17 protein-coding genes are annotated in these 14,510 nt (G+C 39.6%); 2 read left to right on the top strand and 15 right to left on the bottom strand.

Annotation, left to right across the window (positions count from 1 at the left end; translation table 11 throughout):
• From Q7P05_RS05540 to rpsD, 14 genes are all read right to left on the bottom strand, one after another.
• On the bottom strand, positions 1 to 769 hold a 769-nt coding region (locus tag Q7P05_RS05540), incomplete at its 3' end, for an ABC transporter ATP-binding protein (RefSeq protein WP_303930961.1).
• A gap of 11 nt (positions 770 to 780) precedes the next feature.
• Positions 781 to 1,269: an acetolactate synthase small subunit gene (ilvN, locus tag Q7P05_RS05535; RefSeq protein ID WP_024066649.1), complete on the bottom strand. Its 489-nt coding sequence runs from the start codon at positions 1,267 to 1,269 to the stop codon at positions 781 to 783.
• Positions 1,269 to 2,978: a biosynthetic-type acetolactate synthase large subunit gene (gene ilvB / locus Q7P05_RS05530; RefSeq protein ID WP_303930958.1), complete on the bottom strand. Its 1,710-nt coding sequence runs from the start codon at positions 2,976 to 2,978 to the stop codon at positions 1,269 to 1,271. Before ilvB ends, ilvN begins: the two co-directional genes overlap by 1 nt.
• Positions 2,979 to 2,996: 18 nt before the next feature.
• Positions 2,997 to 4,220 carry a threonine ammonia-lyase gene (gene ilvA / locus Q7P05_RS05525; RefSeq protein ID WP_105094168.1) on the bottom strand — a complete coding sequence of 408 codons (1,224 nt, stop codon included), beginning with the start codon at positions 4,218 to 4,220 and terminating at the stop codon, positions 2,997 to 2,999.
• Positions 4,221 to 4,261: 41 nt separating this feature from the next.
• Positions 4,262 to 5,932: a dihydroxy-acid dehydratase gene (gene ilvD / locus Q7P05_RS05520; RefSeq protein ID WP_303930956.1), complete on the bottom strand. Its 1,671-nt coding sequence runs from the start codon at positions 5,930 to 5,932 to the stop codon at positions 4,262 to 4,264.
• Positions 5,933 to 6,493: 561 nt separating this feature from the next.
• A complete protein-coding gene (locus Q7P05_RS05515) occupies positions 6,494 to 7,897 on the bottom strand; it encodes a DASS family sodium-coupled anion symporter (RefSeq protein WP_303930954.1) in 1,404 nt (467 codons plus the stop codon).
• An 89-nt stretch (positions 7,898 to 7,986) separates the two neighbouring features.
• On the bottom strand, positions 7,987 to 8,430 hold the full coding sequence (locus Q7P05_RS05510; RefSeq protein ID WP_024066644.1) for a cupin domain-containing protein: 444 nt from the start codon (positions 8,428 to 8,430) through the stop codon (positions 7,987 to 7,989).
• 66 nt (positions 8,431 to 8,496) lie between these two features.
• Positions 8,497 to 8,805 carry a heavy-metal-associated domain-containing protein gene (locus Q7P05_RS05505; RefSeq protein ID WP_129823903.1) on the bottom strand — a complete coding sequence of 103 codons (309 nt, stop codon included), beginning with the start codon at positions 8,803 to 8,805 and terminating at the stop codon, positions 8,497 to 8,499.
• 14 nt (positions 8,806 to 8,819) lie between these two features.
• Positions 8,820 to 9,062: a twin-arginine translocase TatA/TatE family subunit gene (locus tag Q7P05_RS05500; protein ID WP_004695192.1), complete on the bottom strand. Its 243-nt coding sequence runs from the start codon at positions 9,060 to 9,062 to the stop codon at positions 8,820 to 8,822.
• Between the two features lie 36 nt (positions 9,063 to 9,098).
• Positions 9,099 to 9,854 (bottom strand): 6-phosphogluconolactonase, encoded by a 756-nt coding sequence (gene pgl / locus Q7P05_RS05495; RefSeq protein ID WP_060923795.1) that lies wholly within the window; start codon positions 9,852 to 9,854, stop codon positions 9,099 to 9,101.
• A 170-nt stretch (positions 9,855 to 10,024) separates the two neighbouring features.
• Positions 10,025 to 10,816: an enoyl-CoA hydratase gene (locus Q7P05_RS05490; protein ID WP_024066640.1), complete on the bottom strand. Its 792-nt coding sequence runs from the start codon at positions 10,814 to 10,816 to the stop codon at positions 10,025 to 10,027.
• 186 nt (positions 10,817 to 11,002) lie between these two features.
• Complete coding sequence (rpsI, locus tag Q7P05_RS05485) at positions 11,003 to 11,395, bottom strand: 30S ribosomal protein S9 (RefSeq protein ID WP_005377846.1); 393 nt, start codon at positions 11,393 to 11,395, stop codon at positions 11,003 to 11,005.
• Positions 11,396 to 11,415: 20 nt separating this feature from the next.
• Positions 11,416 to 11,856, bottom strand: a complete 441-nt coding sequence (rplM, locus tag Q7P05_RS05480; protein WP_005381375.1) for a 50S ribosomal protein L13 — start codon at positions 11,854 to 11,856, stop codon at positions 11,416 to 11,418.
• A gap of 215 nt (positions 11,857 to 12,071) precedes the next feature.
• The gene (rpsD, locus tag Q7P05_RS05475) at positions 12,072 to 12,659 is read right to left on the bottom strand and encodes a 30S ribosomal protein S4 (protein WP_303930950.1); all 588 of its coding nucleotides are present in this window, start codon (positions 12,657 to 12,659) and stop codon (positions 12,072 to 12,074) included.
• A gap of 297 nt (positions 12,660 to 12,956) precedes the next feature.
• Here rpsD and Q7P05_RS05470 point away from each other — a divergent pair, with 297 nt between their 5' ends.
• Positions 12,957 to 13,856 (top strand): LysR family transcriptional regulator, encoded by a 900-nt coding sequence (locus Q7P05_RS05470; RefSeq protein ID WP_105094174.1) that lies wholly within the window; start codon positions 12,957 to 12,959, stop codon positions 13,854 to 13,856.
• A gap of 123 nt (positions 13,857 to 13,979) precedes the next feature.
• Complete coding sequence (locus tag Q7P05_RS05465; protein WP_105089692.1) at positions 13,980 to 14,303, top strand: YnfA family protein; 324 nt, start codon at positions 13,980 to 13,982, stop codon at positions 14,301 to 14,303.
• On the opposite strand, the gene Q7P05_RS05460 is transcribed toward Q7P05_RS05465, so the two are convergent.
• A partial coding sequence (locus tag Q7P05_RS05460) for a hypothetical protein (RefSeq protein ID WP_303930947.1) occupies positions 14,284 to 14,510 on the bottom strand: 227 nt, incomplete at its 5' end. The genes Q7P05_RS05465 and Q7P05_RS05460 overlap by 20 nt on opposite strands.

The raw sequence follows: 14,510 nt of genomic DNA, 5'->3' as shown, positions 1-14,510 counted from the left end.
CTATCTGGTTTACCTTTCCCAAACCTTTGCAGTGTGGACATGCTCCTTCGGGAGAAATTTCATCTGTTAAGATGTCTCGCTTCTTGCCTTTATATACAATGAGGCCATCTTTAATAATAGCTACATGTGTAATACTGGGCATAATCTCTTCAATTTGATGAGATACATAAATAAAAGGCTTATGCTCCTCTCGTGCCATATTCTCAACAGTTCTTAAGAATTGCTCGCGAGCAGGCAAATCAAGGCCAGAGCAAGGCTCATCTAGAATGAGCAAATCTGGATTAGCCATAATAGCCCGTGCTAATAATACGCGGCGCTGTTCACCAGCAGATAGTGTATGAAATCTATGGCCTTCCAAATAGGACAAACCAAACTCAGACAATAATTGCAGTCCTCGTTCACGTACTTCAGGCTCTACCTGTTGATAAATACCAATACTATTAAAAGCACCAGAAATAACAACATCTTCTACCACTTGTTTATCCAAGGTGGACTGGAATTGTCCAAGCGCCGAACTAACAAAGCCTAATCGCGCCTTGATTTTAGGCCATGCATATTTACCAAATTCATGACCAAATACGCGTAATAGTCCTGTTGTAGGAATTTGGTAAGCTGGAATCATGCTGAGCATCGTCGATTTACCAGCCCCATTGAGACCTAATAAGGCCCAATTCTCCCCTTCTTCAACATGCCAATTAATGCCTTTTAAAATTTCGCGACCTTCACGACGAAACTTGACGTCTTCATAATGGAGTAATTCACTACTCACACAACCATCTCCTAAATCTTTTCTCCACGGCTCATTGCGGTAATGCCAGTTTTGGCAATTTCAAGGACACCATAAGTTTCCATAATTTGAATGAAACCGCGTAATTTTTCTACGCTACCAATTACTTCAATAATCATAGAAGTAGGAGAAATATCGAGCACATTGCCACGATATACATCGGCAATTTGTACAATTTGAGAGCGTGTTGCAGCAGTTGCTTTTACCTTAATAAGCATTAACTCACGGCATACCACATCATGATCTTCAAAAACTTTAACCTTTACCACATCAATGAGCTTGTAAATTTGTTTTTGAATTTGGTCTAAGATGCGATCATCTGCCTCAACGGTGAGGGTAATACGAGCGTAGCCTGGTGTATTTGTAATGCCAGATGTCATCTTTGTAACATTAAAACCACGACGGTTAAAGAGTGCCAATATACGTGCACCAATGCCTGCTGTATTTTTTGCAATTACTAAGACTTGATGTTCTCTCGCCATTATAGCACCCCTTTCTTGCCCATCATACCACTTACGGTACCGCCAGCTGGAATCATCGGCAATACATTATCTTCTCTTGCTACACGGCAATCCAAGATGATACTTTCATCAGATGTAATGAAAGATTTAAATTCTTTATTGAAATCCTCTACATTATCGATACGAGCGGCTTTCAAATCAAAGGCATCTGCCAATTTCAAGAAGTCTGGACTCGTTTCCAAATCTACATAGGAATAACGGCGGTCATTAAAGATTTGTTGCCATTGACGAACCATGCCAAGGTAACCATTATTAATGATAACAATCTTAATTGGTAAATTATATTGGCGAACCATCATGAGCTCTTCGAAGGTCATTTGGAATCCACCATCACCAACAACAAGGATAACTTGTTTATGAGGTGCCCCCACTTGAGCCCCAATTGCAGCTGGTAAACCATAGCCCATAGTACCTGCACCACCAGATGTAACAATGGTATGAGGTTTTTTATGAGTTAAGAATTGAGCCGCCCACATTTGATGTTGGCCTACGTCAGTTACAATAACTGCATCCTCTTTGGCAATCTTGTTAAGTTCAGATAATACGTATTGTGGATGTAATACACCATCTTTAGATTCAGGAATTACCATAGGATATTCCGCTTGCCATTCACGAATTTGTCCGATCCACGCTTCATGAGTTGTAGGTTCTACAAGCGCATTAAGTTCAGATAAAACTCGCTTCAAGTCACCTACAATTGGTACGTTAATAGTAACGTTTTTATCAATTTCTGCTGGGTCAATATCGATATGAATAATTTTAGCTTTTTTACAGAAGAAATCTGGATGACCTGTAATGCGATCGTGGAAACGAATACCGGCCGCAATAACAAGATCTGCTTCTTCTGTGCTATTATTAGCCGCTACAGAGCCATGCATACCCACCATACCAAGAGCAAGCTCATGGTTACCTGGGAAACCACCAAGGCCAACTAATGTATTTGTTAAAGGAATTTGAGCCTTTTCTGCCAATTCCTTTAACTCATCCATAGCGCCAGATTTCAATACACCGGCACCGGCAATGATGAGCGGACGTTTCGCATTTTTAATGAGTGTAGCCGCTTTCTTAATTTGCCCTTGATGACCTTTATAGGTTGGATCATAACCTTCAAGATGGATAGGTACTTCATATAATTTATTGTATTCTGTCATGGATATTTTTTCTGTTTGAATATCCTTTGGAATATCAATAAGAACTGGCCCTGGACGACCTGTACTAGCAATAAAATACGCTTCTTTAATGATGCGAGGTAAATCGCGAATATCTTGAACAAGGTAGTTATGTTTTGTAATCGGCATGGTAATACCTTGGATATCTGCTTCTTGGAAGGAATCCTTACCAATAAACGGACGACCAACCTGACCAGTAATGGCCACCATAGGTACAGAATCCATGTAAGCAGTCATAATACCTGTAACAAGATTAGTTGCACCAGGACCGGATGTAGCGAGGCATACGCCTACTTTTCCAGATACGCGTGCATAACCATCTGCTGCATGGGCTGCACCTTGTTCATGGCGAACAAAATAATGTTTAATTTCAGGGAAGCTATAAATTTCATCATAAATTGGAATTACCGCGCCACCTGGATAACCGAACATGTCGGTTACACCAAGGCGATGCAATGTTTCAAGGACAATGCGTGCCCCATTGATTGTTTCTGCGCTCATAGGAACCCTTTCGACCAGCTATTCAGATAAAATCTCGCTGGAATTTAATCGTTTAATAATGTAACCATTATTTTTGAAAGTATCAATAATGTGTTTGATGTGTTCTTCACCATTTGTTTCTACAGTCACTTGCAATTCCACTTCATGGAAGCGGTCAAGGTTTTTAAACTGATTATGATCAAGTTTAATAACGTTTGCATCCGCATCTGCAAGCATTTCAGATACAGCAACCAATTGACCTGGTTTATCTGGAAGGTTGACAGAGAAAGTGAAGATACGACCACGTAATACGAGACCTTTATTGATCATAGAAGAAATCGTAAGTACGTCGATATTACCACCACTAACAATGGCTACTGCCTTTTTGCCTTTACAGTCTAATTTTTTTAGACCTGCTAATGGTAAAATACCGGAGTTTTCTGCGACTAACTTATGTTTTTCTACAAGCAACAAAAATGCTTCCATCAATTCATAATCAGAGACAGTAACAATTTCATCTACATATTTCTTAATATATTTTAATGTAGTTTCGCCGATTTGACGTACAGCTGTACCATCTGCGATAGTTGCCACCTCACTAAGTGGTACAGGATGATCTGCTTTTAACGCAGCTATTGCACTAGCCGCGCCTTCTGGTTCTACACCAATAATTTTAATGCTAGGATTTTTTAATTTTGCAGCAGCTGCGATACCAGAAACAATACCGCCACCACCAACAGGAACTAGCAATACATCCGCATCAGGCAATTCCTCAAGAACTTCTAATGCAATTGTACCTTGCCCTTCGATAACATCTTCGTCATCAAAAGGATGGACGAACACATAGCCGTGCTCTTGTTGTAATTCCATCGCTTTTTGGTAAGCTTCATCATAAATCTCACCATGTAGAACGACTTCGGCACCATATTGTTTTGTAGCATTAACCTTGATGAGAGGTGTATGTTTTGGCATAACGATTGTCGCTTTAATGCCTAGACGTTTTGCAGCAAGCGCTACACCTTGCGCATGGTTACCGGCAGATGCGGCAATAACGCCGCGCGCCTTTTCTTCTTCTGTTAATTTTGCAATTTTATTATAGGCACCACGAACCTTAAAGGAACCTGTTATTTGCAAGTTTTCTGGCTTGATATATACATCATTGCCACTTTCATCGGAGAACACATCACTGTGAAGCAATTTTGTTTTCACCGTGATTGTGCTTAATCGCTCACGAGCCTCCATAAAATCATACAACTTATGCATGTACTCTATCTCCTCTAGTTAGTATTAATGAAAATCTACTATTAGTCTTCAAATACTTCGATAGCACCTTGTGCTGCAGAGGATACATGAAGAGCGTATTTTTTAAGATATCCAGTTACATTGGATTTGAATGGTTTCAATGCTGCTTTACGACGAGCGATTTCTTCATCAGATACAGCCAATTCTAATTTACCATTTGGAATATCGATGTTGATGATATCACCATCTTCAACAACGGCGATTGTGCCACCTGCTGCTGCTTCTGGAGATACGTGACCAATGGATGCACCACGTGTAGCACCAGAGAAACGACCGTCAGTCAACAATGCTACGTCTTTATCAAGACCCATACCAGCAATCATGGATGTTGGTGTTAACATTTCGCGCATGCCAGGGCCACCTTTAGGACCTTCGTAACGGATAACTACCACATCGCCTTTTACGATTTTACCGCCTGTAATAGCTTCAACAGCTTCTTCTTCGCTGTTGAATACCTTTGCTGGACCAGAGTGAACAAGCATATCTTCATCTACGGCACCTGCTTTTACAACGGAACCGTCTACAGCAAGGTTACCTTTAAGAACGGCAATACCACCTGTTTCATGAACAGGATTATTCCAAGGATGAATAACGTCTTCATCAGTTACATGAGCAGCCTCTGCAATTTCACCTTGTGTTTTAAGAGCTACAGTTTTGCAAGCTGTATGCAAACGACCATTTTCGGCTAAACGTTTCAACACAGCAGATACGCCACCGGCAGCATACAAGTCTTCGATGAAGTATTTACCAGATGGAGAAAGTTTAGACAATTGAGGTGTGTTTTGTGCAATGCGATCGAAGTCGTCCAAGGACAATGGTACGCCTGCTTCGTGAGCGATAGCTGGCAAATGAAGTGCTGTATTAGAGGAACCACCCAAAGCCATATCTAGAGCTACTGCATTTTCAAAGGCTTCGCGTGTCATAATGTCTTTAGGACGAAGGTTTGCTTTCAATACCTCTACTGCTTGCATACCTGCTAATTTAGCAAGACGTAAACGTTCAGAGTATACTGCTGGAATTGTACCATTACCAGGAAGGCCCATACCAAGAGCTTCTGTTAAGCAGTTCATTGTATTAGCTGTATACATACCAGAGCAAGAACCACATGTAGGACATGCTGTATTTTCGATTTCAGATAACTCAGCATCACCCATTTCACCAGTTTGATGTTTACCTACTGCTTCGAATACATCAGACAAACCGATTTTTTTGCCATTATGTACGCCTGCAAGCATAGCACCACCAGACACGAATACGGATGGAATGTTTAGACGAGCTGCAGCTATCAACATACCAGGTACTACTTTATCGCAGTTTGGAATGAATACCATAGCATCAAATGGTGTTGCCATAGCTGTTGCTTCGATGGAATCAGCGATGATATTACGAGTTACCAAGGAGTATTTCATACCGATGTGGTTCATCGCCAAGCCGTCACAAATACCAATTGTATTGAACTCGATTGGCACACCACCTGCGTTGCGAATGCCGTCTTTTACGGCTTGTACAATATTTTTCAAGCCCACGTGACCAGGGATAATTTCGTTGAAAGAGTTCGCAATACCAATGACTGGTCTGCCCATTTCTTCATCAACAAAACCAAGAGCTTTTAGCAAAGATCTGTGTGGTGCACGTGCTACGCCTGTTTTTAAATTGTCACTTCTACAACTCATGTTAATCTCCTCACTTTTCTTGAAAGTATCCACTTGGATGCCTTTCAACTGAATAAAAAAAGACGATTCATATGAATCGTCTTAAAAGTTTACAAATGATATTCCTTTTGTTTACAGAATTCCTATATACATAAACGACCTATGTATCCCTTGGAATAAATACACATAAGAAACAAACCGTATAGTCAATTCTTATTGATTGTATATTAAACCATTCGTGGAACTTCTAAGACAAAAACCTGTTAAGTTGTTGTTCATAATTCGAATGTCTTTAATAATCACGACGAGCGCGATAATCAACAAGCTAATGACTAAACCCAACATGTTTCCTCCTAAAGTAATCTGTAATCATAAAATAATAATAACACTTTATATAATGTCGTGCAATAAATATTCTATAGATTTATCATATAAATTTTTAAAGTTTACCATATATAAAAACTATAGCAATAACAATAATATACTACCTATCTAATACACATAGAAAATAAAACGATAACAAACTACTAAACAGATAGCGCAAACAAAAAATCCCCCACTACTGTGAGGGATTTTTGAATATTATAGAATACCGAATAGCCACATGCCAAGGGTGCCGCCCCAGAAGTGAATAAGGAAACTTACTACAGAAATGGCAAGACCTACACGCCACCATGTTCCTTGCGGCACATAACCAGCACCGAAGAAGATTGGTGTTACACCAGAACTATAATGTGTTAATGTACAGCCAGGGCTGTTCATCAAACCAAAGAGCAAGATGGTAAATGGAATTGGTGCGCCCATTGCTACCAAGATAGCTGCAAAGGCGGAGAATAACGCTGTAATACGAGCTGTTCCACTGGCAAAGAAATATTGAGAGTATACAAAGGTTGCAGAGATAATAAAGGATGCCCAGAACCAATCAATACCTACAAGATGTTGACTTACAAAATCAGCAAATACTGCAACAACACCAAGCTTGCCAAGTAAACCAGCCATACCAACGAGGGTACCCATCCAGATTAGAATATCCCAACCTGTGCGTTCACCTAGAATATCTTCCCAAGTAAGGGAGCCTGTAACTACACAAGCAAGTACGCCCATCATAGCAACTACAGTAGGATGTAACTTCGTCCAAATCGCTGTGGACCACAACAAAATACAAAGTACAAAAATAATAGCCACTGAAATTTCAGCCTTTGTAATAGGACCTAGTATATCTAGCTCTTTTTGGGCCATTACCGCTGCTTGAAGTGTCTCCTTAATTTCAGGCGGATAGATTTTATAAATAAACCAAGGCATCAAAATCATGCAAATTACACCAGGAATTACACCTGCTTGGAACCATTCCCACCATGAAATATCATAGCCAAATAATTTTGCACCTAAGGATGTAATCAATAAGTTACCACTACAAGCAGTTAAGAAGATTGTTACAGTAATGGTGTTTATCGTATGAGCCGTTGTCATCAAGTATGCCCCAATACGACGTGCCGTACTACCATTTGGCTCAGAATCAAAGGCTAACGAAATGTTTTGTACAATTGGGAAAATAATACCGCCTCCACGAGCCGTATTAGATGGCGTGGCAGGAGAAATAATAAGATCCGTACAAGCCAATGCATAAGCTAACTTTAAGGAACTAGTACCAAAGGACCGAATCAAAGTATACGCGATACGCTTACCAAGGCCAGAATTAATAATGCCTCTAGAAAAGAATACAGCTGCTACGATAAGCCATACATTGGCTTCAGCGTAACCACCTAATGCTTGCACCATGGTAATAGAATTTGTTGCTACTGCCGCAACAATACCAAAGAGTGCCATAATACCTGTTGGCCAAGGTCGTAAAATAAAACCTACAATTGTAGCCGTGAAGATAGCTAATAAATGCCAGCCTTCAGGCTTAATCGCCTCTGTGTGAGGCAAGAACCAAATCACAAGTCCTACCAGTACCGTCAGTGCGGCCCGTGTAAAGGTATTCATAGAACCTCCCTATCAAACTACACATATCAATAGTTACTGTTGATTATAAAAAACTATATGGCGGTCATCACACATAACCGCCATATGAATTAACAGCTTTCCAAAAACTCTTTAATCTTCGGATTAGAGCGCAATGTATCCATCTCTTCAGGGGTTAATAATTTTACCTTGTCCCGATCTTGGTTAACTAAGCAAAGGAACCCGATATAATCTCCTTTATTAGCCCGGAATTGATGTATCGTTTTGCCTGGAATTTCAATAAAATCACCAGCTTCTACATCATGGATTTCATCGCCTAATAAGACTTGACCCTTCCCGCGGAATATCATAACCATATGTGTATGTTCATGATATTCAAGCGTAGAATACCCACCTGGCAAGCATTCAAAATAGCGGAATTGGCATGGAATATCAAAGGCCCCATCGTATAAAACTTGACGTGTTACATCTTTAAAAGGGCTACCATCTTGTTTATATACCAAGGTATCGACGCCATCCCACTTGAAATTTTTAGCATCAAACTTGCGTATCATTTTATTACCTCTTTATGAAAAAAGGCTGCATCGAAACAGTGTTTCAATACAGCCCTATGGGTTCGATTATTTGAAGAAACGTTTCAATGTTCCTAGTAAACCATGACTATGTTCTTGTACACCATCTGCAACGCTTTCTACTTCAAAGCCTGTACGTTCAATAGCTTTTGTAATAACTTCAACAGATGCTTTTGCTGGATCAAAAGAAACAGTCGCTGTTTTCTCTGGCAAATTTACCTCTGCGCTCAAAACGCCAGGTAAACCAAGGGATGCACCTTCAACAGTTTCTTTACAGTTATTGCACATCATACCAGGCACAGTAAATACCTTTGTTACAACACCATTATCTTCACCGCAACCACAATCTTTACACATAGTGATACCTCCTATTAATCATTAGCTTCTTTATGTTTATCGTCGTTTTTGGCCCCTGCTGTTACGTCGATAGTAGTCGCCTTTTTAACGGCTTCTTTCGTTTCATCAACAGCTTTTTTAGGGCCGGAAATAGCATCTTTAAATTCATTGATGCCCTTACCAATAGCTTTACCTACTTCAGGCAACTTACCAGGTCCGAAGATAACTAAAGCGATCACTAATATAACTATTAATTCAGGTGTTCCTATAGATCCCATATGTATCTCCTTTATATTTACTAAAACTTACATCTTTTAGTGTACATCATTATAGGCTGCCTTGTCCACATACCAGGTCACAGCTTCTTGTGAAAGCACAGCACCAGGCAATGTACGACCAATGCGTTTTTCCCACGTTAAATCCTCGTAATCTTCGCGTTGGTATAATACCTTTGTCAATGCAGTTCGCTTGCTTTCACCAGTCACAGTAAACCAGACAGCATCAGATTTTGCTAGGAAAGAAAATGTCATAGAAATGCGTTCCCATACCTTGCCATCTTCAACGGCCACTACATCTTGATCAGCTACACGCAATGCGTGAGAGCCTGCAAATAATCCTGCCGTATGACCATCCTCGCCTAAATCAAGCAACGCTAAATCAAGACCAGATTTTTTACATGCCTTTAGGACATTGCGAACCTCTTTTTCATATTCTTCAGCCGCTTCATGTACGGTTTTAGAATCCGTATTAATTGGCAAGAAATGAGCAGCCCCCTTTGCCTTGCATAGCAAATGAGGTTTTACGCGATTGAAGTAATTATCCTCATGCGCTTGTGGTAAGAAACGCTCATCAGTCCACAAGAAGAATATCCGTTCCCAATTAAGGCGCTCAATATATTCAGGAGAGTTAAGTAATTCTAACAAACCATTTATAACAGTACCCCCAGTAATACCAACGATGCACGTTTCAGTACGGCTAATTTCATCATTAGTAAAATCAATAAAATCCTCCGCCAATGCTTGGACTACATCACTAGGACCGTCATAACATTTAATTGTATCTTGAGCCATGTAATAATGACCTCCTAAAACTATTATAATAGTACTATTATATACACTTTTGCTTTTTTATGAAAGCAAAAACCGATGTAACTCAATATATAGAGCCACATCGGTTCGAATTATATTAGTAACTGCTTATAAAATACATGATATTCCAAAGAATTACAAGAGAATAATTATTATTTTTGACCAAATTTAGGGCGACGACGTTCAGTGAATGCGCGTACGCCTTCCTTAAAGTCTTCAGAAAGACCTAAGGAGCATTGATTTTCTACTTCAAACTTCTTGTACTCTTCCCAGCCAGATAAGAAGCTATTCCACATCATTTCTTTCATAACGCGGTAAGATTGTGCAGGACCTTTTGCTAATTTCTCTACAAGACGTCTTGTAGCAGTTTCTAGATCTTCTAATTCACAAACTTTATATACAAAGCCAAGTTCTTTACCTTTTTCAGCAGATACGGCTTCACCAGTCATAACGATATGCATAGCACGGTTCATACCAATGGAACGAGTTAACAAGAACAAACCACCTGCATCTGGAGCAAGACCTACGTTTACGAAAGCTTGGATAAAGCGTACATTGTTAGCCGCTACAACAAAGTCTGCAGCTAACGCCATGTTGAACGCCGCACCTGCTGCAGCACCTTGAAGGCTCATGATAACAGGTTTAGGTAAGCGTTTCATAGCCATAGAAATTTGAGCTACTAGTTCAACAATTTCAAATAAAGACTCTGTATCACCATCATTTACAGCCCGTTCCATTTCTGTTAAATCGCCACCAGCAGAGAATACCTTACCTTCAGCATTGATGAGCAAAGCACGAACACTTTCATCATTATGTGCGTTATCTAAAACCTCAAGGATTTCCTTGCACATCTCGATATTAAAACCATTCGCCACTGTAGGCCGATTAAATGTCAACGTACCGATACCATTATCTACTACGTACTGAATTGTATTATAAATCATATGAGTTCTCCTATATGAAAATCTATATTCGAAAAAATTCGATGATATATCTCTATTATAGGGGAATTAAATATAGATGTAAACGTAAAAATAATTTTCCACTCTAACGACAATATTATATTAATCATAGTATAAAAAAACACCTGCAGACATTGTCTGCAGGTGTAATAACCTGTTTTCCAAATATTAACGTTTGGAGAATTGGCTTGCTTTGCGGGCTTTTTTAAGACCGTATTTTTTACGTTCTTTCATACGTGGGTCACGAGTCAAGAAGCCAGCTTTTTTCAAAGATTGACGAAGTTCGCCATCTACGTCCAATAACGCACGGGAGATACCGTGACGAATTGCACCAGCTTGACCGGAAGGACCGCCACCAGCTACAGTTGCGATTACATCGTATTGTTCAACTGTGTTAGTCAAGTTCAAAGGTTGTTTTACGATCAATTCCAAAGTTTGGCGACCGAAATATTCATTAAGTTCACGTTTGTTAACAGTGATTTTACCTGTGCCCGGTACCAGACGAACTCTAGCAACGGAAGATTTTCTACGACCAGTGCCGTAATATTGTGCTACTGCCATTATATGTTCCTCCCTCTAGATTATCGTACGGAAATTTCTAATACTTCTGGTTTTTGAGCTGCATGTGGATGCTCAGGACCAGCGTATACGTTTAATTTACGGTATTGTTGTGCACCCAATTTGTTTTTTGGAAGCATACCACGAACTGCCATTTCAACAACACGTTCAGGTTGTTTTTCAAGCATCATGGACAATTTAGTGAAACGGGAACCACCTGGGTAACCAGAGTGACGGAAGTATTCCTTTTGTTCCAATTTTTTACCAGTTACGCGAATTTTTTCTGCGTTTACAACGATCACATGGTCACCAGTGTCTACGTGTGGTGTGAAAGTTGGTTTATTTTTGCCCCGAAGAACTTTTGCAACTTCGGCAGCAAGGCGTCCTAAAGTTTTACCTTCAGCGTCAACAACATACCATTTCCGTTCGATTGTGTTCGGATTGGCCATAAATGTAGTTTTCATGCTGCATATCCTCCTAATAACGTCATAATTCTACCAAAATCAGCTTGTCCTTTGCTTCCGGGGCTAATGGAAACACGACTAAAGCTTACTCAAAATAGTATACAGATTTTGGTGTTCTATGTCAATTGTTTTTTACACTGTTATAGCCCTTTAACAGTGACATGTCATAAAGAAAAAACCACCCAATTCTGAGTGGTTTTCCCATAAGCGCCAAATTATTTGGAGTACAATTCGACGATAAGTGTTTCGTTAACTTCGATAGGAAGTTCTTCACGTTGAGGAAGACGAGTGAATGTAGCTTTGAAGCCTTCCAAGTCTTTTTCAATGTAAGGAAGTTCGAAAGAACGAAGTTCTTGGAAGTTAATTTTGAACATTTCGTTGTCACGAGATGCTTCGCGCAATTCGATTACATCGCCTGGTTTACAGGAGAAGGAAGGAATGTCTACGCGACGACCGTTTACCAAGATGTGGCCATGGTTTACCATTTGACGAGCTTGACGAATGGAGTTACCGAAACCGATGCGATATACAAGGTTATCAAGACGTTGTTCCAAAAGGATCAACATGTTTTGACCTGTAACACCTTGCATTTTTTTCGCTTTATCATAATAGCGTACGAACTGGCGTTCTAGCAAGTTGTAGTAAGCTTTAACTTTTTGTTTTTCTAATAATTGTGTGCCATACTCAGACATTTTTTTCTGACGTTGGTCTTTTTTGACGCGATTCAAGGCTTTTGCGTGACCGAATACGTTCACACCAAAGCGACGACAAAGTTTGAATCGAGCCTCTCTTCTCGTTGCCATGTGATTATCACCTCATAAGATTAATATAAACTTGTACCTACACATAAAGGTACTCATGTATAATATCATTTTCATTTACTTATGTCAATTATTGATAATTGTGAAAGTCATTGAAATAAGTGCATAATCGCATTTATTTATCACGATTTTTTACGATAATATTGCTCACTATATCGATTGTGCATGCTTCATCATATTTTATAGATTTAGATGAAAAAACAATTATAGTATGCTACAATATGAGTAAGAAAGGTAATAGGTATCATTGGAGTTTTATGTCAATATTGGGGGAATACTATGAAAGAGTTACCTACAATGCAAGAGCTACAAAGTTTTATTACCTATAATAAAACAGGAAGCTTTACATTAGCTGCACAATCTATGAATATTACACAATCAGCTTTCAGCGCTCAAATGAAAAAATTAGAGCGTTTAGTTGGTGTGAAATTAATCTCCCGTTCTACAAGAGGTAGCCGTTTAACGCCTGAAGGCGAATTATTCCTACCAGAAGCAGAGCAAGTTCTTGACACATTGGAACGCGCTATCCAATCGATTCGTTTAGCCAGCAAGGTAGAGCGTCCGATCTTAAATATTGGTGTCTTGCGTAGTTTAGGTGATATCCGTCTTAATGGCTATGTATCTCACTTCTTCCAAAACCATCCTGAGTTTTCAGTTAGCATTTACGACATGGAAGAAGAAGAATTGATGCTCGACTTACGCGAAAATCGTATTGACATCGCTCTCCTCTACTTACCAAACAACAAAGATATGTCAGCCTATGAATCTACGGCCCTTCGGGAGGACGAATTCGTATACTATGCTCCAAACATTATCGATGGTATGGAAGTTGCTAGTTTGAAAGCAATTCAGCAACAACCGTTGCTTATGTATCCACCTAAGTACTTTATGTATCGCACATTGAAAAACTATGTGGGTAACGGCCAACAAAACCTACATATTAGAGGCAGCCGTTTATCCAACCCATATACAATGATCGACTACTGCAAAAAAAATAAATCTGGCTGCATCGTAGCACGCCAAATCTTAAATTCTTTAAATATCAATGATGGCTTCATACCTTTAGAAAAACCATTTAAACTACAAGTGTGCTTCGCATTCAAGAAGAATAACTCTAAATCCGAAACAATGCATACCTTTATGGACTATGTACAAAGCGAATCACCAGCACGTTTATAAGAACGAACATAACCTCGTATACCTTTAGGTGTACGAGGTTTTTATTATGTTAAAAATAATTGCTCTCTACTATCACAAGTTGTAAAATAGAGAATAGATTTCAATTAATATAGCGAGGTAATTATGCTTTTATCTATTTTCTTCTTTATCTTGGCCGGCTTAGCCGAAATTGGTGGCGGTTATTTAGTATGGCTCTATATGCGTGACGATAAAAGTCCTGTCTATTTACTGGCCGGTGCCATCATCCTATTTTTATACGGCATCATCCCTACGTTCCAACCGGAAGCAAGCTTCGGTAAAGTTTACGCAGCCTACGGTGGCGTATTTATCGCCCTCTCCATCCTATGGGGTTGGCTCATCGATGGTTTACGACCAGACACATATGATATCATCGGCGGTCTCGTATGTCTTGTAGGTGTCTATATTATCATGTACGCGCCGCGTTAAATACTAAGAATCCAACTGCTACATAAAGAACAACAACTACTATATAAAGTACATAAAGTACATAAAGTGCAAAGAGTACAACTACTACAGTTGTACTCTTACTTTTTATTTCTATAACAAAAAAGCGGTCATCCGAAGATAACCGCTTACGTTGGTGGACGATGACAGGATCGAACTGCCGACATCCTGCTTGTAAGGCAGGCGCTC

It is taken from the genome of Veillonella dispar (assembly GCF_937975875.1).
In the GTDB taxonomy this organism is placed as follows: Bacteria; Bacillota; Negativicutes; order Veillonellales; family Veillonellaceae; genus Veillonella; species Veillonella dispar_B.
This window is presented reverse-complemented; position numbering and strand designations above follow the sequence as displayed.